Annotated in this window: 23 protein-coding genes; 7 read left to right on the top strand and 16 right to left on the bottom strand. The window is 56.9% G+C overall.

From position 1 onward, the window contains the following. The first annotated feature begins 55 nt into the window (after positions 1-55). Positions 56-511, top strand: a complete 456-nt coding sequence (locus JZ655_RS13865; RefSeq protein ID WP_207292085.1) for a DUF1307 domain-containing protein — start codon at positions 56-58, stop codon at positions 509-511. A 44-nt stretch (positions 512-555) separates the two neighbouring features. Here JZ655_RS13865 and JZ655_RS13870 read toward each other — a convergent pair whose 3' ends face one another. The 3 genes from JZ655_RS13870 to JZ655_RS13880 are packed head-to-tail and all read right to left on the bottom strand — an operon-like array spanning position 556 to position 3,472. Continuing rightward, on the bottom strand, positions 556-1,023 hold the full coding sequence (locus JZ655_RS13870; protein WP_207292086.1) for a YehS family protein: 468 nt from the start codon (positions 1,021-1,023) through the stop codon (positions 556-558). Positions 1,024-1,070: 47 nt separating this feature from the next. After that, on the bottom strand, positions 1,071-1,790 hold the full coding sequence (gene btsR / locus JZ655_RS13875) for a two-component system response regulator BtsR (RefSeq protein WP_040074830.1): 720 nt from the start codon (positions 1,788-1,790) through the stop codon (positions 1,071-1,073). Continuing rightward, positions 1,784-3,472, bottom strand: a complete 1,689-nt coding sequence (locus tag JZ655_RS13880; protein WP_040074829.1) for a sensor histidine kinase — start codon at positions 3,470-3,472, stop codon at positions 1,784-1,786. The genes btsR and JZ655_RS13880 overlap by 7 nt, the downstream gene beginning before the upstream one ends. A 219-nt stretch (positions 3,473-3,691) precedes the next feature. Here JZ655_RS13880 and mlrA point away from each other — a divergent pair, with 219 nt between their 5' ends. Then, positions 3,692-4,426 carry an HTH-type transcriptional regulator MlrA gene (mlrA, locus tag JZ655_RS13885; RefSeq protein ID WP_207292087.1) on the top strand — a complete coding sequence of 245 codons (735 nt, stop codon included), beginning with the start codon at positions 3,692-3,694 and terminating at the stop codon, positions 4,424-4,426. Between the two features lie 59 nt (positions 4,427-4,485). Then, positions 4,486-4,599, top strand: a complete 114-nt coding sequence (locus JZ655_RS13890; protein ID WP_072039489.1) for a protein YohO — start codon at positions 4,486-4,488, stop codon at positions 4,597-4,599. On the opposite strand, the gene JZ655_RS13895 is transcribed toward JZ655_RS13890, so the two are convergent. The 5 genes from JZ655_RS13895 to bglX all read right to left on the bottom strand — a co-directional run bounded on the left by JZ655_RS13895 (position 4,574) and on the right by bglX (position 10,777). Next, complete coding sequence (locus tag JZ655_RS13895; protein ID WP_040074827.1) at positions 4,574-5,311, bottom strand: ABC transporter permease; 738 nt, start codon at positions 5,309-5,311, stop codon at positions 4,574-4,576. The genes JZ655_RS13890 and JZ655_RS13895 overlap by 26 nt on opposite strands. Then, a complete protein-coding gene (locus JZ655_RS13900) occupies positions 5,295-6,245 on the bottom strand; it encodes an ABC transporter ATP-binding protein (RefSeq protein WP_207292088.1) in 951 nt (316 codons plus the stop codon). The genes JZ655_RS13895 and JZ655_RS13900 overlap by 17 nt, the downstream gene beginning before the upstream one ends. Further along, a complete protein-coding gene (locus JZ655_RS13905; RefSeq protein WP_040074825.1) occupies positions 6,238-7,395 on the bottom strand; it encodes an ABC transporter permease in 1,158 nt (385 codons plus the stop codon). The genes JZ655_RS13900 and JZ655_RS13905 overlap by 8 nt, the downstream gene beginning before the upstream one ends. 22 nt (positions 7,396-7,417) lie before the next feature. Then, positions 7,418-8,335 (bottom strand): glycine betaine ABC transporter substrate-binding protein OsmF, encoded by a 918-nt coding sequence (osmF, locus tag JZ655_RS13910; RefSeq protein WP_207292089.1) that lies wholly within the window; start codon positions 8,333-8,335, stop codon positions 7,418-7,420. Positions 8,336-8,479: 144 nt separating this feature from the next. After that, on the bottom strand, positions 8,480-10,777 hold the full coding sequence (gene bglX, locus JZ655_RS13915; RefSeq protein ID WP_207292090.1) for a beta-glucosidase BglX: 2,298 nt from the start codon (positions 10,775-10,777) through the stop codon (positions 8,480-8,482). Between the two features lie 187 nt (positions 10,778-10,964). Between bglX and dld the strand changes: the two genes are divergently transcribed. Together dld and JZ655_RS13925 are read left to right on the top strand one after the other, a co-directional pair. Further along, the gene (dld, locus tag JZ655_RS13920; protein WP_207292091.1) at positions 10,965-12,713 is read left to right on the top strand and encodes a D-lactate dehydrogenase; all 1,749 of its coding nucleotides are present in this window, start codon (positions 10,965-10,967) and stop codon (positions 12,711-12,713) included. A gap of 110 nt (positions 12,714-12,823) precedes the next feature. Beyond that, positions 12,824-13,378, top strand: coding sequence for a GNAT family N-acetyltransferase (locus JZ655_RS13925; RefSeq protein WP_207292092.1), 555 nt, complete (start codon positions 12,824-12,826; stop codon positions 13,376-13,378). Here the strand turns inward: JZ655_RS13925 and pbpG are convergent, their stop codons facing one another. Genes pbpG through JZ655_RS13940 form a run of 3 tightly spaced genes read right to left on the bottom strand, consistent with a single transcriptional unit; the run spans position 13,379 to position 15,081 of the window. Continuing rightward, a complete protein-coding gene (gene pbpG, locus JZ655_RS13930) occupies positions 13,379-14,326 on the bottom strand; it encodes a D-alanyl-D-alanine endopeptidase (RefSeq protein WP_040074818.1) in 948 nt (315 codons plus the stop codon). A 17-nt stretch (positions 14,327-14,343) separates the two neighbouring features. Beyond that, positions 14,344-14,493, bottom strand: a complete 150-nt coding sequence (locus JZ655_RS13935; protein WP_154298770.1) for a hypothetical protein — start codon at positions 14,491-14,493, stop codon at positions 14,344-14,346. Further along, on the bottom strand, positions 14,494-15,081 hold the full coding sequence (locus tag JZ655_RS13940; RefSeq protein WP_040074817.1) for a Yip1 family protein: 588 nt from the start codon (positions 15,079-15,081) through the stop codon (positions 14,494-14,496). Between the two features lie 116 nt (positions 15,082-15,197). Here JZ655_RS13940 and JZ655_RS13945 point away from each other — a divergent pair, with 116 nt between their 5' ends. After that, complete coding sequence (locus JZ655_RS13945) at positions 15,198-15,764, top strand: DedA family protein (protein ID WP_207292093.1); 567 nt, start codon at positions 15,198-15,200, stop codon at positions 15,762-15,764. A 6-nt stretch (positions 15,765-15,770) separates the two neighbouring features. Here JZ655_RS13945 and JZ655_RS13950 read toward each other — a convergent pair whose 3' ends face one another. Further along, a complete protein-coding gene (locus JZ655_RS13950) occupies positions 15,771-16,544 on the bottom strand; it encodes an SDR family oxidoreductase (RefSeq protein ID WP_207292094.1) in 774 nt (257 codons plus the stop codon). 110 nt (positions 16,545-16,654) lie between these two features. On the opposite strand from JZ655_RS13950, the gene JZ655_RS21710 reads away from it, so the two are divergent. Beyond that, complete coding sequence (locus JZ655_RS21710) at positions 16,655-16,738, top strand: small membrane protein YohP (protein ID WP_483423527.1); 84 nt, start codon at positions 16,655-16,657, stop codon at positions 16,736-16,738. Positions 16,739-16,781: 43 nt separating this feature from the next. Here JZ655_RS21710 and JZ655_RS13955 read toward each other — a convergent pair whose 3' ends face one another. The 4 genes from JZ655_RS13955 to dusC all read right to left on the bottom strand — a co-directional run bounded on the left by JZ655_RS13955 (position 16,782) and on the right by dusC (position 22,197). Then, the gene (locus JZ655_RS13955; protein ID WP_207292095.1) at positions 16,782-18,176 is read right to left on the bottom strand and encodes a glycoside hydrolase family 1 protein; all 1,395 of its coding nucleotides are present in this window, start codon (positions 18,174-18,176) and stop codon (positions 16,782-16,784) included. A gap of 14 nt (positions 18,177-18,190) precedes the next feature. Next, positions 18,191-20,047, bottom strand: a complete 1,857-nt coding sequence (gene bglF / locus JZ655_RS13960) for a PTS beta-glucoside transporter subunit IIABC (RefSeq protein ID WP_207292096.1) — start codon at positions 20,045-20,047, stop codon at positions 18,191-18,193. Positions 20,048-20,182: 135 nt separating this feature from the next. Then, the gene (gene licT / locus JZ655_RS13965) at positions 20,183-21,016 is read right to left on the bottom strand and encodes a BglG family transcription antiterminator LicT (protein ID WP_040074811.1); all 834 of its coding nucleotides are present in this window, start codon (positions 21,014-21,016) and stop codon (positions 20,183-20,185) included. A gap of 248 nt (positions 21,017-21,264) precedes the next feature. Further along, positions 21,265-22,197: a tRNA dihydrouridine(16) synthase DusC gene (dusC, locus tag JZ655_RS13970; protein ID WP_207292097.1), complete on the bottom strand. Its 933-nt coding sequence runs from the start codon at positions 22,195-22,197 to the stop codon at positions 21,265-21,267. Positions 22,198-22,199: the final 2 nt, after the last annotated feature.

Raw genomic sequence — 22,199 nt, forward strand, 5'->3', positions numbered from 1 at the left:
GATGACCTGTTAGCATCGTCGCGAAAAAGGGTCTGCTTTAACAAAAGGGAATTTGATGACAGTAAACCGCCTCACCACCGCGCTGGCCGTGGTCTTGCTCGCCGCCACGGCTGTGGGCTGCGATAGCACAAGCGAAAACAGCCGCACCTTTACCAACGGCGCAAAAGAGAGTGAGATCACCTTCACTTATTACTATGAAGGGGACACCATCACTCGCCAGGATACCCAGAGTAAAATCACCTACCGATCGATGGGTGCCGCGGATGAAGCGCAGGCGCGCCAGTCCATTGAGACCATGGTGGCCCATTACGCCGGGGTGAAAGGCGCCAAATACAGTGCAGAGTATCAGCCCGACGCCGTACTGCTACGCGTCTCGGTAAACTTTAGCGAGGTCAGCGACCGCGATCTGTGCAGATTACAGGGTAAAGAGGCCGACTGTGAAAAACCGAGCCTTTCAATGGCTGAATCGGCAGAACATCGGCTTGCGCAGGGATTTGTCGAGGTGAAATGAGTACGCGCCCCCGCAGAACGTAGCTGCCGGGGCGGTCACTGGCGTCAGGCTTTGGCGTGCACCCGGTTGGTCAGGCCGCGCAGGAAGTAACGCAAGAACTGATCGCCGCACTCACGGTAGTTCTTGTGGTCCGGCGCGCGCATCATGGCCGTGATTTCCGGCATAGAGACGCGAAACTTCTGCTCGGTCATGATCGCCAGAATATCGTCTGTTTTCAGGGAGAAGGCGATGCGCAGCTTCTTCAGCACCGTGTTATTGTTAACACGACGCTCAAGCGCCAGCTCAGGTGCGGATTCATCTTTGCCACGCTTATCGTAGATCAGCCCGTTCAGGAAGCCAGACAGAATAATGTCCGGGCAACGGACAAAACCCTCTTCGTCCTCTTTGGTCATCCAGGTATCGAAACCGGCAGAGGTGGACTCCATCTCGGAGAACGCAAGAATGCGCACCATATCGTTATTGTTCGCTTTCAGGGTGTAGCGCAGGCTACGAAGAATGTCATTACTAAGCATGAGTGCCTTTAACTGTCGATGATGCAATGGCGCGCAGTGTAGCAGTTTTACAGCCCAATCGCCTCTTTCAAACTCTTCAGATAGCGGCGGCTCACCGGCACCGTCTGCCCGGATTTTAACACCAGCTCCGCCTGACCGTTCTCCTCCAGCCGGATCTCTTCCAGGTGGGCCATGTTAACCAGGTATTGTCGATGGCAGCGCAACAGCGGCGTGCGGCTCTCCAGGGTTCGTAGCGTCAGCTCGGTAAAACCCTCTTTGCCTTCATGGCTGGTCACGAATACCCCGCTCATTCGACTGCTGACAAAGGCCACGTCATCCATCTGCAGCAGATAAATACGGCTATGGCCCGAACAGGGAATGAACTTCAGGGGCTGCTGATTTTCCGCCAGCAGCGAAACATCCTGCACGCTACGCTCTTGCCGTAAGCGGTTAAGGGTCTTTTCCAGCCGCTTCTCTTCGATGGGCTTCAGCAGATAATCAAACGCATGTTCTTCAAAAGCTTTTACCGCGTACTCATCGTAGGCGGTCAGAAAAACGATATAGGGCCGGTGCGCCGGATCGAGCATTCCCACCATCTCCAGCCCGCTGATGCGTGGCATCTGAATGTCCAGAAACAGCACATCCGGGCGCAGCGTATGGACGGCCCCGATAGCTTCGATGGCGTTGGCGCACTCCCCTACCACCTCGATATCACGCTGTTCCTGCAGGAGCACCCGCAGGTTTTCCCTCGCCAGAGGTTCATCATCAACTATCAGCACGTTCAGCATGTGCGTTCCTCCAGGGGCAGACGTAAGGTAATACGGGTAAAGCAATCCGGTTCACAGGCCACGGTAATGCCACAGCTATCGCCGAAATGGGCACGCAATCGTTTATCGACCAGCCCCATGCCCAGTCCGGTGGATCCGGGTTTTGCGGTATACAAGCCGGCGTTATCTTCAATATCAAGCACCAGATGGTGATTAAACTGGCTGGCGGTAATGGAGATCTCACCGGTGCCCAACAGCTGGGAAGTGCCATGCTTGATAGCGTTCTCGACCAGCGGCTGTAGGGTAAAAGCAGGCAGCTGTTGCCATGAGAGCTTCTCCGGCACGTTCAGCGTTACCTGTAAACGCGCCTGGAAGCGCGCCTTTTCAATTTGCAGATAGGCATTCACATGCTCTATTTCATCTGCCAAAGTGACAATCTCTGACGGTCGCTTCAGGTTCTTACGGAAGAAGGTCGATAAAAATTGCACCAGCTGCGTGGCCTGGTCGCTATCACGGCGGATCACCGCCTTAAGCGTATTCAGGGCATTGAATAGAAAGTGCGGATTCACCTGAGCATGCAGCAGCTTGATCTCCGACTGCGTCAGTAACGCTTTTTGTCGCTCATACTGTCCGGCCAGAATTTGCGCCGAGAGCAGCTGGGCAATCCCCTCCCCCAGCGTGCGGTTGATGGAGCTAAAGAGTCGGTTTTTGGCTTCATAGAGCTTGATGGTGCCCATGACCCGCTGGTTCTCTCCCCGCAGCGGGATCACCAGCGTTGACCCTAGCTTGCATTGGGGATGCAGCGAACAGCGGTACGGCACTTCGTTACCGTCTGCGTAGACTACCTCACCGGTCTCGATGGCGCGAAGCGTATAGCTGGACGAAATCGGTCTGCCCGGCTGGTGATGGTCGTCTCCGATACCGGTAAAGGCCAGCAACTTCTCACGATCGGTGATGGCTACCGCGCTGATGTCCAGCTCCTGATGCAGAACCAGCGCCACTTTCATGCTGTTCTCTTCGTTGAATCCCTGGCGCAAAATCCCCTCTGTCGAGGCCGCGACTTTCAGGGCGGTGGCGGAAAATGCCGAGGTATACTTTTCAAACATGGCCCGCTTATCGAGCAAGATACGCATAAACAGCGCGGCACCGACGGTGTTCGTGACCATCATCGGTGCCGCGATGCTGCTCACCAGATGCAGCGCGCTGTCATAGGGGCGGGCAATAAGCAGGATGATCAACATTTGCACCAGTTCGGCCACAAAGGTGATGGCGCCCGCGGTCAAGGGGCTGAAAACTTTGTCCGGACGGCCACGCTTAATCATGTAGCTGTGCACCAGCCCACCCAGCAGCCCCTCAACGATGGTGGAGATCATGCAGCTTAGCGCCGTCATGCCGCCCATGGAGTAGCGGTGCAGCCCACCGGTCAACCCCACCAGCCCGCCTACAACCGGGCCGCCCAGCAGCCCGCCCATGACCGCGCCAATGGCGCGCGTATTGGCAATAGAGTCTTCAATATGCAGGCCGAACCAGGTACCAAGAATACAGAAAATAGAGAATACGACGTAGCAGAGGAGTTTATGCGGCAGACGCACGGTGACCTGCATCAGGGGGATAAAGAGGCGCGTTTTGCTCATCAGCCAGGCAATGACCAGGAACACGCACATCTGCTGAAGCAGCAACAACACCAGATTGAATTCGTACATACTTGAAAACCGCAAACCCTAAAAGCGCGTAACATACACCCATAAGCGTTAACTTTCTTTGTAGCAATACTTAATAAACCTCGTTTCGTGGCTGACATCACACCTTTTGCTGAACATATTCTGATCTTCGTATTGTTTGTGCAAAAAAAGGACAATTCTTCCTGGTTCGCGAAACTCGGTCTACAGTTAAGCTGGGAATGCGCAAGCCAGGGGGCTCAGATGGCGCTTTACACGATAGGGGAAGTGGCACTTCTTTGTGACATCAATCCCGTTACGTTACGGGCCTGGCAGCGTCGCTACGGATTACTGAAACCGCAGCGAACCGACGGCGGGCATCGGCTGTTTAACGATGCGGATATCGATCGGATCCGCGAAATTAAAGGCTCGATTGATAACGGCGTGCAGGTCAGCAAGGTGAAAACCCTGCTGAGCGAGCAGAATAATACTGAACAGGACATCTGGCGCGAACAGCAGGAAGTGTTGCTACGCTATTTGCAGTCTGGCCATCTCAACCGCCTGCGTCTCTGGCTTACGGAGCGGGGCAGTGACTATCCCGCACAGACATTAATTGCCCACCTTTTCATCCCCCTTCGCCGACGTCTGCAATCCCAACAACCAACCCTTCAGGCGTTACTGAGTGCCCTGGATGGCGTGCTGATTAATTACATCTGCATCTGTCTGGCGACGGCGCGTAAGAAAAACAGCAAAGACGCGCTCGTCATTGGCTGGAACGTGCATGATACGACCCGTCTGTGGCTGGAAGCCTGGATCGCCGCCCAGCAGGGGTGGCGCGTCGATGTGCTGGCTCATTCGCTCGGCCAGTTGCGCCCGGAGCTGTTCGACGGCCAGACGCTGCTGGTGTGGTGCGGTGAGTCCCCCACCGAAGCACAGCAGCAGCAACTGACCCAGTGGCAAGAGCACGGATATCCAGTCTTCTCCCTTAATGGCAATTAATGGTTCATTAACAGCCTTGCTTCGCCGTATAATCGCTCTGTTAACAAAAGGAGCACAAGATGAAAGCAACCAAAGTGGCGGTAATCACCCTGTTCGCACTGATGGCCGTAAGCGGTATTGGCGGTGTGATGCTGGCTGGCTATTCCTTTATTGTTCGCGGCGGTGTCGGCTGATCCAGCCTGCCAGCCGTTCAAAGGCGCGGTCTACCACAATGGCCGCCAGCGCCACCAGAGTCGCCCCCTGAATGATATAAGCCGTATTGAATCCGCTTAAGCCGATAATAATCGGCGTTCCCAGTGTGTTCGCCCCCACCGTCGACGCGATAGCCGCCGTACCAATATTGATGATCACCGAGGTGCGGATACCGGCCAGCATCACCGGCGCCGCCAGCGGCAGCTCAATACTGCGCAGTCGCTGCCAGCCGCTCATCCCCATCCCTTCCGCTACGCTGATGGCCGAGGCGGGCACTGCCGCGAGCCCTGCCAGCGTCGCCTGTAAAATCGGCAACACGCCGTAGAGGATCAGGGCGATAATCGCCGGCTGTTGCCCAAATCCCATCACGGGCACCGCAATGGCCAGTACCGCCACCGGCGGGAACGTCTGCCCGATAGCAGCCAGCGTTTCAATTAATGGGCGAAACTCCGCCCCTGCCGGGCGCGTCACCGCAATGCCTGCCCCCACGCCAATCGCCACCGCAATCAGGCTCGATATCCCCACCAGCCAGAAGTGCGCCAGCGTCAGGCTCAGAAAGCTCTCTTGCTGATAAACCGGACGAGGCAGTTCAGGAAACAGAGCGCTGAAAAGGGGCGCACTATGGGGCATGAGCAGCAGCAGCGCCACGAAGAGCAGCACCAGCCACAGCAGCGGATCACGCATCCACTTCATGCGCGGCCTCCCCGTTCAGCAGATCGCGAAAATGCAGCGTGCCGCAAGGCTGACCCTGGGCGTTGACGACCGGCAACCGCTCGCAGCGGCCAGTGACAAACGCCGACAGGGCATCGCGCAGGCTCATGCTGTCGTGTAAGGGCTCACCCGCCTCAGGGGTCATCTCCCGACGCATCGACTCACCCACCGTTCGCAGGGAGAGCAACCGCACCCCCAGCTCGCTGTGGCCAAAGAACTCACGTACAAAGGGGGTGGCGGGCTGTGTTAACAGCTCCAGCGGCGAGCCTTGCTGCACGACTCTGCCGTTATCCATCAGCACCAGTCTGTCCGCCAGCCTCAAGGCCTCGTCAATATCGTGGGTCACCAGAACTATGGTGCGCCCCAGAATGCGGTGAATACGGGTCATCTCCAGCTGTAATGCGCTGCGTGTGACCGGATCCAGCGCCCCGAAGGGTTCATCCATTAATAGCACTTCTGGGTTAGCAGCCAGCGCCCGGGCAACCCCTACGCGCTGCTGCTGCCCGCCAGAAAGCTGATGCGGATAGCGTTCCCGCAGGGAGGGATCCAGACCCAGCAGCGCCATCAGCTCATCGACGCGGTCGTCGATCTGTTGTTTCGACCACTTTTGCAACTGCGGCACGGTGGCAATATTGCGCGCGACCGTCCAGTGGGGGAACAGCCCGATGGATTGAATGGCGTACCCCATACGCCGACGCAGCTCCAGCACCGGCAGGCTGCGGATCTCTTGCCCGGCGAAGCAGATGCGGCCGCTGTCATGTTCCACCAGCCGATTGATCATTTTCAGGGTGGTGGACTTCCCCGATCCGGAGGTGCCAATCAGCACTGAAAACGCCCCCTCCTCACAGGTGAGGTTCAGGTCGCTGACCGCCGGCTGACCGGCAAATACTTTATTTACATCCTGGAATTCAATCATCGCGACTCCCTTTCAGTAGCGCTATCCACAGGGCGAAGAGAGCGTCAATGACGACTGCCAGCGCAATAACCGGCACCACACCCAACAGCACAAGGTCGAGGGCACTACTCAGCAGCCCCTGGAACACCAGTGCACCAAACCCGCCGGCTCCAATCAGCGCGGCAATAACCGCCATCCCGACCGTCTGCACCGCTACCACCCGTAATGCGCGTAGCAGCACCGGTAGCGCAAGGGGAAGCTGGATCTGCCAGAAGCGCTGACGGGCGTTCATGCCCATCGCATCAGCACTTTCCAGCACGTCGGCAGGCACATGGCTTAACCCCGCCACCATCCCTCGCGCCAGCGGCAGCAAGGCGTAGAGCACCAGGGCAATCAGCGCCGGGGTCAACCCTGTCCCGGCGATACCCAGCGTCGAGAGCCACGGAAAGGCTTTGGTCAGCCCGGCCAGCGGCGCGATCAGCAGGCCAAACAGGGCCACGGAAGGGATAGTCTGGATAACATTCAACACCGCAAACACCGGCCCCTGACGGGTGGGATGACGATAACACCACATCCCCAGCGGCACGCCAATGACCAGCGCCGGGGCGAGAGTGCCCAGCAATAGCGTTAGATGCTGCGCCAGCGCGTTATCAAACACCTCCTGCCGATTGGCGTACTCCTTTAGCAACGATAAGCTATTCAGCTCACCGCTAAAGAGCAGGGCTAACGGCAGGATCCAGATTTGCGCATGCAGCAGCCAGCGCCAGACGGGCTGAGTCGAGAGACGACGAATAGCATCGCTGCAGGCCAGCAAGCACAAGGCCAGCCAGAGCCACAGACCGCTGCCAACCGACGTACGAGCCAGCGGACTTTCTGCCGTTACCAGGTGTGTGGCCGCCTGCCCTGCGCTCCAGAAAAGCACAATAAACAGCAGCTCGCATACCAGTAGCGTCAGCATCAGCGCCAGTCGGCCACGCGCCAGCGATAGCCCCGCCAGCAGGCAGAGCGGCGCGAGAAGCAGCCAGGGGGAAAAAGACCAGATTTGCCAGAGCGCACGCCCCTCTCCGGAAACCAGCCGGTTTGGAGCGAAATTCACGAAAGGCAGCGCGGCTGCCGCCACAGCCAGTATGGCCAGCAGCAACAGCACGCGGTTATGACAGGTTATCGGCACAGCAGAGTCCTGTTGCGGTGGGCTATTTCACCAGCCCTTTCGACTGAAGATAATCTGCCGCCACTTTTTTGGCATCCAGCCCCTCTACCGCAATGCTGGCATTCAGCTGCTGTAAGGTTTTCTCATCCAGGCTTTCAAAGACGGGCTTCAGCCATTCGCCGAGCTGCGGATAGGCCTTCAGCACCGCTTCCCGCACCACGGGTGCAGGCGCATAAATAGGCTGAACCCCCTTCGGGTCGGTAAGGGTCTGTAGACCCAGCGCCGCGACCGGGCCGTCGGTGCCGTAGGCCATTGCCGCGTTCACTCCGGAAGTCTGTTGCGCCGCCGCTTTAATGGTCACAGCCGTATCGCCACCGGCCAGTGACAATAGCTGGCTCTGGTCGAGCTTGAAGCCGTAAGTTTTTTCAAACGCGGGTAACGCATCCGCACGTTCGATAAATTCTGCCGACGCGGCCAGTTTGAATTCGCCTTTCTCTTTCAGATAGCGGCTAAGATCCTCAAGCGTCGTCAGTTTGCCCTTTTCCGCCACGTCTTTACGCACCGCGATGGTCCAGGTGTTATTGGCCGGGGCCGGGGTTAACCACACCAGCTTGTTCTGTTCGGCGTCGAGTTTTTTAACTTTTTCGTAGCCCTGGCTGGCATTCTTCCATGCGGCATCGTTTTCATCTTTGAAGAAAAACGCCCCGTTGCCGGTATATTCCGGGTAGATATCCAGCTCGCCGGACGTGATGGCACCGCGCACCACCGGGGTGGTGCCAAGCTGAACTTTATTGACTGTTTTTACGCCGTGACTTTCGAGCACCTGCAAAATGATATTGCCGAGCAGCGCCCCCTCAGTATCAATTTTAGAGCCCACTTTCACAGGCTCCGCGGCCTGTAGCGGTAAACTCAACGCCGCCAAAAGTGCCGCTGAGCCTAAAATCCCCTTCGAAATCGTCATACCTCATTCCTCATTTTTTTATCGCCCTTTTCAGAGGCTTGAGTGAAAAGCGTAGTTTAAAATGGCGAAATTAACCGCCAAATTACGTTATTTGCATCGCGTGAGAGACATCCCCCGCATGGCAGGGGATGTCTGGAGGAGGGGTTACAGCAGTTCGAACTCGCCTTTGTTTACCCGCGCAGAGTCCTGGCCAATAAAGACGTTGAATTTGCCCGGTTCAGCATCGTACTTCATGCGCTGATTCCAGAACTTAAGCGCCTCGATATCGATCGGGAAGTTAACGGTTTTGGTCTCGCCCGGCTTCAGGCTAATCTTCTCAAACCCACGCAGTTGTTTAACCGGGCGGCTGGTTGAGGCGGTAACGTCCTGAATGTACATCTGCAGCACGGTCGCACCTTCACGCTTACCGCTGTTGGTTACCTGCACGCTGGCGGTAACCTTGCCGTCACGCGCCATCGACGGGGAAGACATTTTCACCTCAGAGACGGTAAAAGTGGTGTAGCTCAGACCATAGCCAAAGGGATAAAGCGGGCCATTGGCTTCGTCGAAGTAGCGCGAGGTGTATTTGTTTGGCTTATCCGCGTTGTACGGACGGCCGGTGTTGAGGTGGCTGTAGTAAACCGGGATCTGTCCAACCGAACGCGGGAAGGACATCGGTAGCTTACCGGACGGGTTGTAATCGCCAAACAGCACATCGGCAATGGCGTTCCCGCCCTCGGTGCCGGCAAACCAGGTTTCCAGAATGGCGTCCGCCTGCTGATCCTCTTTTACCAGCGCCAGCGGACGGCCATTCATCAGCACCAGCACCAGCGGTTTGCCGGTGGCTTTCAGCGCGGTAATCAGGTCACGCTGACTTTGCGGCAGGGTGATGTCAGTCCGGCTGGAGGCCTCATGAGCCATGCCCTGTGCTTCACCCACAACGGCAACGATGACGTCAGACTGCTTCGCGGTATTCACCGCTTCGTCGATCATCTCTTTTGGCGAACGCGGATCGACCTTCACCGCCTCTTCATACTGATTGAGGAAGGTGACGATGCCCTGATCGTTAGTCACGTTGGCACCTTTGGCATACTTCACGGTGGCGTTGTCACCCAGCGCATTTTTGATACCCGTCAGCACGGTGACCGACTGGTCCGCAACCCCGGCTGCCGACCAGCTCCCCATCACGTCGCGCTTGCTGTCGGCCAGCGGCCCGATCACCGCCACGGTGCCCGATTTGGCGATCGGCAGCGTATTGAGACGGTTTTTCAGCAGCACCAGACTTTCGCGGGCGACTTCGCGGGCTTCTTTGCGGTGCAGGCGGCTTTCGGCGTTCGTGTCTACCGGATCAGACTCTTTCGGTCCCAGGTGGCTGTACGGATCGTTAAACAGCCCCATGTCATATTTCACATTCAGAACGTGACGGGTCGCGTCGTCCAGCTCCGCCATGGTGACCTTGCCCGATTTGACCAGCCCCGGCAGATATTTGCTGTAATACTCGTCGCTCATGCTCATGTTAATGCCAGACTTCAGGGCGACGCGCACAGCATCTTCAGGATCGGAGGCGGTGCCGTGCTTGATCAGCTCCTTAATGGCCCCGTGATCGGAAACGGTGATGCCCTTGAAGCCCCACTCGTCACGCAGAACCTCTTTCAGCAGCCAGGCATCCGAGGTCGCCGGGGTCCCGTTCAGGGAGTTCAGGGCGACCATTACCGCGCCGCTGCCCGCGTCCAGCCCCGCTTTGTAGGGCGGCATATAGTCGTTAAACAGACGCTGCGGGCTCATGTCGACGGTGTTGTACTCTTTACCACCCTCAACGGCGCCGTAGGCTGCGAAGTGCTTTACGCTGGTCATCACCGAATAGCGATCCGCCGGGCTTTTGCCCTGCATCGCTTCCACCATGGTTTTGCCCAGGGTGGCGGTAAGGTAGGTATCTTCCCCGAAGCCTTCCGAGGCGCGGCCCCAGCGCGGATCGCGAGAGGCATCGACCATTGGCGCCCAGGTCATATTCAGGCCATCGTCGGCTGCTTCATACGCCGAGACGCGTCCCACGGTTTTCACCGCATCGAGGTTAAATGAGGAGGCCAGACCCAGGCTAATCGGGAAGACGGTACGCTGGCCGTGCAGCACGTCATAGGCAAAGAACAATGGGATCTTCAGGCGACTCAACTCCATCACCTGGTCCTGCATTTTGCGGATGTCCTGGCGGGTGACGGTATTGAAAATCGCCCCAACCTGACTCTCTTTGATCATCTCACGGATGGCCTCTTTCGGGTTATCCGGGCCGACGCTGATAAGACGTAACTGACCAATTTTCTCATCGACCGTCATCTTCTTGAGCAGGTCGGTAACAAAGGCGTCACGCGCTTCCGGCGTCAGGGGATGATTGCCAAACAGCTCATCAGCCAGCGCGGGTTGCAGTGCCAGACTTACAGCGACACCTACAGAACATAGCCATTTCATGTCGTTTACTCTCTCATCAATAACCGCCGGATAATCGCGGCCAGACCGTGCGAAAAACGCAGTGTGCCATAAACCCTGCGCCGCTTGCAGGGTTTATTCTCTGATTTTTCTGGTGAATAGAGGTTCGTCTAAAGATTAATCGCGCTATGCTGTAGAGCACGAGTTTGCTTCATCACAAGGAGTGGAAATGTCTTCCGTCAACACGCACGATAACAACGCATTTATCAATGAATTGTCACGACTGGTGGGCGCATCCCACCTGTTGACCGACGCGGCGAAGACCGCCCGCTATCGTAAAGGGTTCCGTTCCGGCCAGGGCGATGCGCTCGCGGTGGTATTCCCGGGAACCTTGCTGGAACTATGGCGCGTGCTCAGCCTCTGCGTTGAGGCCGATAAAATCATCCTGATGCAGGCAGCCAATACCGGCCTGACCGAAGGTTCTACCCCCAACGGTAACGACTACGACCGCGATATCGTGATCATCAGTACCCTGCGACTGGATAAGCTGCACCTGCTGGACAACGGCGAACAGGTTCTGGCCTATCCGGGCACCACCCTCTACTCACTGGAAAAAGCGCTTAAGCCGCTGGGACGCGAGCCGCACTCGGTGATTGGCTCCTCCTGCATTGGGGCGTCGGTAGTCGGTGGTATCTGCAATAACTCCGGTGGATCACTGGTGCAGCGCGGTCCTGCATATACCGAGATGTCGCTCTTTGCGCGCATCGATGAAAACGGCAAGCTTCAACTGGTGAACCATCTCGGTATTGAACTGGGCGTTACGCCAGAGCAGATCCTTAGTAAGCTGGATGACGATCGGGTCAAAGATGAGGATGTGCTTCATGACGGGCGCCACGCGCACGATCATGACTACATCAGCCGCGTGCGCGAGATTGATGCCGATACGCCGGCACGTTATAACGCTGACCCGGATCGACTGTTTGAATCCTCCGGCTGTGCGGGCAAACTGGCGGTCTTTGCCGTGCGCCTGGACACCTTTGAAGCCGAGAAAAATCAGCAGGTGTTCTATATTGGCACCAACCAGCCGGAGGTCCTGACCACCCTTCGCCGTCATATCCTTGGCGAGTTCTCTCATCTGCCGGTGGCGGGTGAGTATATGCACCGGGACATTTACGACATTGCTGAGCGTTACGGCAAAGACACGTTCCTGATGATCGACAAACTCGGTACCGACAAGATGCCCTTCTTCTTTACTATGAAGGGGCGTACCGATGCGATGCTGGAGAAAGTCTCGCTCTTTAAACCGCACTTTACCGACCGGTTTATGCAGAAACTGGGCAACGCCTTCCCGGCACACCTGCCCCCACGTATGAAGAGCTGGCGCGATAAGTACGAGCATCACCTGCTACTGAAGATGGCGGGCGACGGTATTGCCGAAGCGCAAAGCTGGTTAAGCGAATATTTCAAAACCGCCGACGGGGATTTCTTCGCCTGTACCCCGGAAGAAGGCAGCAAAGCTTTCTTGCACCGTTTCGCCGCCGCCGGCGCGGCTATCCGTTATCAGGCGGTTCATGCCGATGAAGTTGAAGATATCCTTGCGCTGGATATCGCCCTGCGCCGCAATGATACCGAGTGGTTTGAACACCTGCCCCCGGAGATCGACAGCCAGCTGGTGCATAAGCTCTATTACGGCCACTTTATGTGTTATGTCTTCCACCAGGACTATATCGTCAAAAAAGGGGTGGATGCCCATGCGCTGAAGGAGCAAATGCTGGCGCTATTGCAGGCGCGCGGGGCGCAATATCCTGCGGAGCATAATGTCGGCCACCTCTACGAAGCGCCAGAAGCATTAAAGCAGTTTTATCGCGCAAATGACCCCACCAACAGTATGAACCCCGGCATTGGTAAAACCACTAAGCACAAAAACTGGGCTGAAGGGGCTAATCCAGCGGGTGATACTTTGCAAACGACGAAATAGACCAGAAAGGGTCGCAGAAGCATTTGTTAAGCGACATGCAGCAGGACTAAAGTAGCATCATTGTGCCAGAGAAACGTTTCTCTGGCTTTTTGATGAGGAATGGGCAGACCATGTCGGCTGTAGAAATGTTAACCGAAACGGAAGTTGTGGTACGCGATGTGCTGCCCGACGATGCGCATGCCATTGCGGCAATTTACGCCTGGCATGTCCTCAATGGGCGGGCCTCGTTTGAAGAGGTTCCCCCGACGGTAGAAGAGATGCGTCAACGCATCAAGAGCGTGACCGGAGAGGGATTACCCTGGCTGGTTGCCCTCTATCGCGGCATCCTGGTGGGCTACTGCTATGCGACGCTGTACCGTCCCCGCTCCGCCTATCGCTACACCCTTGAAGAGTCGATCTACGTTGACGCCAGCACGCCGGGACGGGGTTTTGGCAGCGCCCTGCTCAGCGCGTTGATTGCACGCAGCGAACAGGGGCCGTGGCGGCAGATGATTGCCATCATCGGCGATGGGCCGAATAACACCGGCTCGTTGCGCCTGCATAAAAAGCACGGATTTGAAGTGGCCGGACAGCTCAGGAGCGTGGGTTACAAGAAAGGGGACTGGCGCGATACCCTGATTTTGCAGCGTCCACTCAACGACGGTGACTGGACGCTGCCGGAGTAATTAGTCGTTCTGGGCGGTCTGTTCGCCGGCGAGAGTACCCGCCGCCGCCATCTGGGCCGCTTTTTGCTTTTTATAGCTCAGCGCCGCCGCCGGAACCGGCATCACTTTCCCCGTCTCAATCCAGGTACGCAGACGGCTGGCATCCGCGAAGTGGGTGTATTTGCCGAAAGCATCCATCACCACCAGCGCCACCGGTTTACCCTTGATCACCGTACGCATCACCAGGCAGTGGCCTGCCGCGTTGGTAAAGCCGGTTTTGGTCAACTGAATGTTCCAGTTATCACGGTAGACAAGATGGTTAGTATTGCGGAACGGCAAGGTATAAGCCGGGTTCGCAAAAGTCGCCATCTCTTCTCGGGTAGTGCTCAACTGGCCAATCAGCGGATACTGTTTGCTGGCGATCAACATTTTGGTCAGATCCTGCGCGGTCGAGACGTTATGGATCGACAGGCCTGTCGGCTCTACGAAGCGGGTATGGGTCATGCCCAGCGCTTTCGCCTTAGCGTTCATGGCCTTGATAAAGGCGTTATAGCCGCCCGGGTAGTGGTGAGCCAGGCTCGCCGCCGCGCGGTTTTCCGAGGACATCAGTGCCAGCAACAGCATATTTTTACGGCTAATTTCGCTGTTCAGGCGCACGCGGGAATAGATCCCTTTCATTTCAGGCGTCTGACTGATATCGACTTTCAGTTTCTCATCCAGCGGCAGTCGTGCGTCCAGCACGACCATCGCGGTCATTAATTTGGTGATGGAAGCGATCGGGCGCACCAGATTTGGGTGGCTGGCGTAGATCACCTTATTGGTGTTCAGATCGACGATCATCGCGCTACCGGAGGCAATTTCCGGCTGGGCTGCCGTCGTCACGGCGGCGGTTTTCGCGAGGGCCGGTGTCGCAACAGGCACGGTCAGCAACAGGGCAAGGCTCAGTATAGAAACGCGGAATTTCAGCATGGGGAGACTTCGGATAATTATTCACGCACGTGATAACGTACACCGCCGATGAAGTGAGGCATCACCGGCTGGCAAACGTCATCATAGCCGCCCGGATGCCTGGCCGCCAGAAGATAATCGTGAACAGATGCTGCATTGCTGGCTATTACGCCAGCAATGCAGTGCATTCAGAACAGGCGATACCCATAACCCCAGAGAATAACAGTCAGCGCCAGCAGCGCTTCCAGCACCAGCACGCCGATAGCCAGCGTCGAGCTGGAGAAACTGAGCCCCTCCTCTTTATTGATATTGAGGAAGGTGGGAATGCCGACATACAGCAAATAGCCGGTATAGAACAGCGCAACGGTGCCCACCAGCGCACAGAGCCAGACCAGCGGGTAAATCGCCACAATGCCGCTTAAAAACAGCGGAGTAGCAACATAGCCGGCGAAGATCATACAGAGCGTGAGGGAGGGACGCTGCGGGTGGTTACGCGCCATCCAGTAAATCACGCGCCCCATGATCGCCACACCGGCCAGCATCATGCCGTAAAAGATCACCGCAAGCGCCAGGCCGGTCATCCAGGAGAGTTGTATAACTGTGCCATCACCAAAATCCCAGCCAATCTGCGTGGTACCAATAAACGCGCAAATGACGGGGATCGCCGCCATCAGCAACACATGATGGGTATAGTGATGACTGACGGTTTCGTTTTCACTTCTGATAACGTGCATTTCACGGTCGGGATGGGAAAAAAGTCCCCAGACATGGTTCATAACGCCCCCTTGTTGTCGGCCCGTACAGCGATACTTAAGTATAATCCAGGCATCAGATTATTTTGTGTACAGCATAAAAAATGCCGTTATGGCCAGAGAGGAACTACGCTTATCTTATGGATATCAATGCACTGATAGAACAATACGGATACGCCGCGTTAGTGATAGGTAGCGTGGCAGAAGGGGAAACCATTACGCTTCTGGGCGGCGTGGCCGCGCATCAGGGCCTGTTGAAATTCCCGCTGGTGGTGGCTGCCGTGGCGCTGGGGGGGATGATCGGCGATCAACTGCTCTATTTTCTTGGCGTCCGCTTTGGCCCCGCGCTATTACGGCGCTTCTCTCGCCATCAGAAAAAAATCCAGCGGGCGCAAAAACTGATTCAGCGCCACCCTTACCTGTTTGTCATCGGCACCCGCTTTATGTATGGCTTTCGCATTATCGGCCCGCTGCTCATCGGGGCCAGCCGTCTTCCGCCCAAAATCTTCCTGCCGCTAAATATCCTCGGCGCCATCGTTTGGGCGCTGATCTTCTCCACCCTGGGTTACGCGGGTGGAGAAGTGATTGGCCCGTGGCTGCATAGCCTTGACCAGCACCTGCGCCACTGGGTATGGCTGATTGGCGTGCTGGTGCTGGTGGTGCTGATACGCCTGTGGTTAAAGCGCCGTGAGAATAAGCGCGATTAACCCCGGCTACGACTGGGGCTTGAACTGCGGATTGGCCAGCATAAAGCCCCCATCAACGATAAACGACTGCCCGGTGGTGTAACTGGCGTCGCTGTCGCATAGCCAGGCGACCAGACTGGCGATCTCTTTGGTGTGCCCAGGCCGCGCCAGCGGGATTTCGGGCATCGAACCCGGCTTCACTTCGCTGTCATCCATGTCGTTCATCGGCGTGGCAATAGCGCCCGGCGCCACGGCATTGACCAAAATATTGTGGTGGACGAGCTCCAGCGCCATCGATTTGGTCAGCCCACCGAGGGCGTGTTTAGCCGCCGTGTAAGCGCTGGCCTCCGTTAACGGCGTATGTTCATGCACTGACGTGATGTTCACAATGCGCCCGCCCTGCCCCTGCTTCACCATCTGCTGCGCCGCAATCTGCGAACAGAGAAAGGCCCCGTCCACATCGACGGTGAGGATGCTGCGCCACTCCTCAAATTTCATCTCGAGGAACGGGGCTTTGGTCATCGCCCCGGCGTTATTGACCAGCACATCGAGACGCCCAAAGCGGGCAATCAGCGTCTCGATGGCCTTCGCCCCCTCCGGAAGCGTGCTTAAATCGAGGTGAATGGACTCCGCGCGGCGGCCACGGGCTTCTACCTCCCGGCAGGTCTTCGCTGCCCCCTCTTCGTCCGAATGCCAGGTGACGCCTATATCAAATCCGCGCTCTGCCAGCATCAGTGCCGTGGTTTTACCGATGCCGGAATCGGATGCGGTCACAATCGCGACCCGTTGTGTTGCCGTCATACTCACCTCCTCAAGGACAAAGAGGTAAGTATAGATCCTGACTAAAATCAGGCCGCTTTTGTCATGGTTGCTACACTTAAAGGGAAAATACACAGATGAGGGAACTGACAATGAAAATTTTGCTATGGGTTATTTTAGTTATATTTCTGATTGGGTTACTGGTGGTGACGGGTGTGTTTAAGATGCTCTTCTAAGCGATACCCCGGCAGGCTGACCCCTGCCGGGATGTTTCCTGCGTTACTCTTTAAGCGATGCCCCGTTGGTGGCAATCACCTCCTGATACCACCAGAAGCTCTTTTTACGGCTCCGCGCCAGGGTGCCGTTACCCTTGTCGTCACGGTCAACGTAGATAAAGCCATAGCGTTTTGACAGCTCGGCCTTCGAGGCGCTGACCAGATCAATCGGCCCCCAACTGGTATACCCCATGATCTCGACGCCGTCGTCAATCGCCTCGCGAACCTGCACCAGGTGATCGTTCAGATAACTGATGCGGTAATCATCTTGCACCACGCCGTCGGCATCCGGTTTATCCTTCGCACCAAGTCCATTTTCCACAATAAACAGCGGCTTCTGATAGCGATCCCACAGCACGTTCAGCAGCGTACGCAGGCCAATCGGGTCAATCTGCCAGCCCCATTCGGAGCTGGCCAGATGCGGATTGGGGACCATGCTCAGGATGTTGCCGCGTGCCTGCTGGTTTAGCGCTTCATCGGTGGTCACACAGCCGGTCATGTAGTAGCTAAAAGAGATAAAATCGACGGTTGATTTCAGCGCCTCGCGATCGGCGTCGGTGATCTCCAACTGGATGCCGTTTTCGCGGAAGAAGCGCAGCATATAGCCTGGATACGCCCCGCGGCACTGTACATCACCGAAGAACTGCCAGGCGCGGTTCTCCTGCAGCGCTTCCAGCACATCGTCGGGTTTGCAGGTCAGCGGATAGACCAGGCCGCCCAGCAGCATGTTGCCAATTTTCGCCTCCGCAATGATCTCGTGGCAGGCTTTGACCGCCAGTGCGCTGGCCACCAGTTGGTGGTGGATCGCCTGATAGACTTCGCCTTTACTGCTGCTCTCCGGCAGGCCGACGCCGGTCATCGGCGCGTGCAGGGACATGTTGATCTCATTGAACGTGAGCCACAGCTTCACCTTCTCTTTATAGCGTGTAAATACGGTGCGCGCGTACCGCTCAAAGAAGCCGATGGTCTGACGACTGCCCCAGCCGCCGTACTGTTTCACCAGGCCCCAGGGCATTTCGTAGTGGGAGAGCGTCACCAGCGGCGTGATGCCGTGGGCGGCCAGTTCGTCAAAGAGCTTGTCATAAAAGGCCAGCCCGGCTTCGTTTGGCTGCTGCTCGTCACCGTTCGGGAAGATACGCGTCCAGGCAATAGAGACGCGCAGGCAGCTGAAGCCCATTTCGGCAAACAGGCTAATATCTTCCGGGTAACGGTGATAAAAGTCGATCGCCACGTCTTTGATGCCGCTGTCGCCCACAACCCGTTCCACCACCGGGCCAAAGACCCCCTGCGGCTGCACGTCAGAGGTGGATAACCCTTTCCCATCCTCCAGATAAGCACCTTCTACCTGATTAGCGGCAACCGCGCCGCCCCACAAGAAATCATTCGGAAACGTTTTCATAGGTTCTCCTATTATTAATGGCTGACGCAGAGTAACGGCGTGCCCGCATTGACGGCAGTGGCCGCCACGGTGGCTACGTCCCGGTACTCGTCGCTATTACTGATAATGATAGGGGTCGCCAGATCGTAGCCGGCATCGATAATCGCCTGGCGATCGAACTCCAGCAGCAGATCGCCCGGCTGAACTTTGTCACCCACCTTCACGTGAGCGGTAAAGGGTTTGCCGTCGAGCTTAACGGTGTCGATTCCCACATGAATCAGCACTTCAATGCCGCTGTCGCTCAGCAGGCCGATGGCATGCTTGGTGGCAAACAGCGAGGCCACCTCCCCGGCAAATGGGGCGATTACTTTATTGTCTGAAGGAATAATTGCCGCCCCGTTGCCCAGCAGCCCGCTGGCAAAGGTGGTATCCGGCACCTGATCCAGAGCCAGTACGGTGCCGGTCATCGGCGACAGCACATCGTTTTCACCCGGGGCCACCGCCACCGGGGTGGCTTCCGCTGCCCGGCCCGGCATACCGGCCACCAGCGTCATGACGCAGCTCAGCACCAGTGCCACCAGCGTACCGATAATGCCGCCCCACAGGGTGGCATCCACGCCGCCTGGCGGGATCATCTGCGCCACGGTAAAGATATTGGCAAAGCCGAAGGAGTAGACGTGGGTATCGCTGAAACCCACAATCGCGCCGCCGATAGCCCCCGCCACACAGCCAAAGATAAACGGACGACGCAGCGGCAAGTTCACGCCATAGACCGCCGGTTCAGTGATGCCAAAAATCCCTGCGGTGACGGACGAACCGGCCAACATTTTCTGACGGCTATCACGGGTACGCAGGAAGATACCCAGCGCGGCGCCTACCTGGCCAAACACCGCCGGCAGCAACATCGGCAGCATAGTGTCATGCCCCAGTACCGCAAGGTTGTTAATCATCAGCGGCACCAGCCCCCAGTGCAGGCCGAAGATCACGCAGACCTGCCAGAGCGCCCCCATTGCCGCCCCTGCCAGCCACGGCGCCAGCACGTCGATCCACTGGTACCCGTTTGCCAGCATCTGGCTAAGCCAGGTGGCAATCGGCCCAATGACCAGGAAGGTCAGCGGCACGGTCACGCCCAGACAGATGAGCGGGGTAAAGAAGTTTTTCATCGAAGAGGGCAGGCGTTTTACGCTCTGCTTCTCCAGCCAACAGCTGACCCAGGCAGCGAGAATGATCGGAATCACCGATGAACTGTAGTTGAACCAGGTGACAGGGATCCCGAGGAAAGCGTCCTCCATCGCCCCTGCCTGCTGGCTGGCCTCAAAGGCCTGAATCATCATCGGATGGGTTAATGCCCCCCCGATGACCATGGTGATGAAGGGATTACCGCCAAATTTCTTACCGGCGGTGTAACCCAGTACCAGTGGGAAGAAGAAGAAGAGCGCATCGCTCGCCGCAAACCAGATTTTGTAGGTGCCACTGTCGGTGGTCAGCCAGCCGCAGACTACCGCCAGCGCCAGCAGCCCTTTTAAAATACCGGAGGCGGCCAGAATGCCGATAAAGGGAGTAAAGATGCCCGAAACGATGTCGATCAAACGGCCAAGCAGATTACCTTTGTCGCCCGCCTCTTCCGTCACCGGCGTATCATCGGTGAGCCCGGCTTCATGACGAACGGCTTTCCACACATCGTTAACGTGGTTGCCGATCACCACCTGGAACTGACCGCCGCTTTCGACAACCATAATCACGCCCGGGTTTTTCTTCAGCCCCTCAGCATCCGCCTTTTGGCTCTCTTTCAGTTTAAAGCGAAGCCGGGTGGCGCAATGCACCAGACTGACAATGTTCTCCTTGCCCCCGACGTGGGCGAGAATATCCTTTGCCAATGCTTGATATTCCATCTCGATTTCCTTCTTCAATGCCCGCAGGCACCCGTTGACTGAGACTAAAAATAAAAAAACCCGAGAACGACCCCCATCAGGGGGTCGCGCTCAGGTTTTGCCTGCGTAATGCAGTAACAATCCAGTTGTTGAGGCTTAACGCCCCTCTTTTCTTACCCGCTCAATATGGATAGCGAGGAACATAATCTCTTCGGTTGTCAGCTCGCGCTGATAACTTTTTTGCAGATGCTGTGCGATCTTCTCGGCGCATTTCCACGCCTTCGCATAGTTATCTTTCACCGCGGTATGCAGCGAGGCATCGTCATCTTCCACGACGGTTCGCGTCAGCATGCGCTGGGCGAAGAACTTCAGATGGGTGACGAAGCGCTGATAACTGAGCGACTCCTCGTCATACTCCAGCTGCAGTTGATACTTCACCAGCTGCAGAATTTCCTGCATCACGCGCGTAACGTGCATCACCTCCGGCATTTCGCTATTCAACTGGGCGGTGACCAGATGCAGCGCGATAAAGCCGGCCTCATCTTCGGCTAAGGCGACGTCGAGCCTTCTGGCGATGATGGCCCGGGCTTCCTGTCCCAGTTCAAACTCTTTTGGATAAAGGCGTTTGATCTCCCACAGCAGCACGTTTTTAATCGCCAGACCCTTCTTCTGCCGCTCAATGGCGAAGTAGCAGTGGTCGGTCAGGGTGATGTATAAACTCTCCTGCAATTTACCCAGTCGCTGCGCCGCCAGCCCGATAATGCGGTCGCAGGTGGTCATCACCTCCAGAGGGATCTGACTGAGAAGCTCCCCGAGGCGATGCACCAGTTCGTCACTTTGCAGTGCGAACACCTTTTCCACCTTCTCTTTATCCAGGTTCTCACCCACGCGCTTTTGAAAGGCCAGCCCACGACCCATCACGACCTGTTCGCGCCCGTGTTCATCCTGAACAACCACCACATTATTATTAAGAATTTTGGCGATGATCATCGGAACCCCAAAAACAAAAAAACCTGACCTCCGGCGGAAGCCAGAAATCAGGTTTTGCCTGCCGCAGCAGTAACAATCCAGTTCAGGTACTCTATCACTTTCATTCGTAGCCTCAATCCGCCACGAACAGAAACGTGATGGAGATCGCTCTCGGCCACTGTACAGCCAGCAGGCGATTGGCGTACCAAAGGCCCTTTAATGCTGGGCGAAAGAGGCATCTAAAAGCCCCGAGCCTGCACGAGCGGGTATTATTTTGCCTGGATGACGCGCGCAATCTCTGCTGAGGTTTGCAGCGTGCGGATCTCCTGAAATAACGACAGCGCCTCGTCATACTCTTTGCGCAGATAACTGAGCCACTGTTTAATGCGCGCCACATGATACAACCCGGTATCACCCTGCTTTTCCAGACGACTGTATTTTTGCAGCAAGGTCACCACCTCCGCCCAGGGCATGCGCGGCGCGTTATATTTTATGACCCGGCTCAGATTGGGCACGTTCAGGGCGCCACGGCCAATCATGACCGAATCACAGCCGGTAGCGGCCATACAGGCCTGGGCACTTTCGTAATCCCAGATCTCACCGTTGGCAATAACCGGAATCGACAGGCGTTTACGGATCTCGCCGATGGCCTGCCAGTTAATGCGTTCCGCCTTGTAGCCATCTTCTTTAGTACGCCCGTGAACCACCATCTCGCTGGCCCCCGCCTGCTGCACGGCATCGGCAATCTCAAACTGGCGATCGCTGCTGTCCCATCCCAACCGCACTTTTACCGTCACCGGCAGGTGCGCGGGTACCGCTTCGCGCATCGCCTTTGCGCCACGGTAGATAAGCTCAGGATCTTTTAACAGCGTGGCCCCGCCGCCGCTGCCGTTAACCAGCTTCGACGGGCAGCCGCAGTTGAGATCTACGCCATACGACCCCAGCTCCACCGCCCGTGCGGCGTTTTCCGCCAGCCACTCAGGATATTGCCCCAGCAACTGTACCCTTACCAGGGTGCCCGTAGAGGTGCGGCTCTGGTTGTGGAGTTCAGGGCAGAGTCTGTAAAACGACTTTACTGGCAGCAACATATCGACCACGCGCAGAAATTCGGTGATGCAGAGATCGTAATCGTTAACCTCGGTCAGCAGCTCGCGCACCAGTGAGTCGAGCACGCCTTCCATCGGCGCCAGTAATACACGCATTG

Source organism: Leclercia pneumoniae (assembly GCF_017348915.1).
In the GTDB taxonomy this organism is placed as follows: domain Bacteria; phylum Pseudomonadota; class Gammaproteobacteria; order Enterobacterales; family Enterobacteriaceae; genus Enterobacter; species Enterobacter pneumoniae.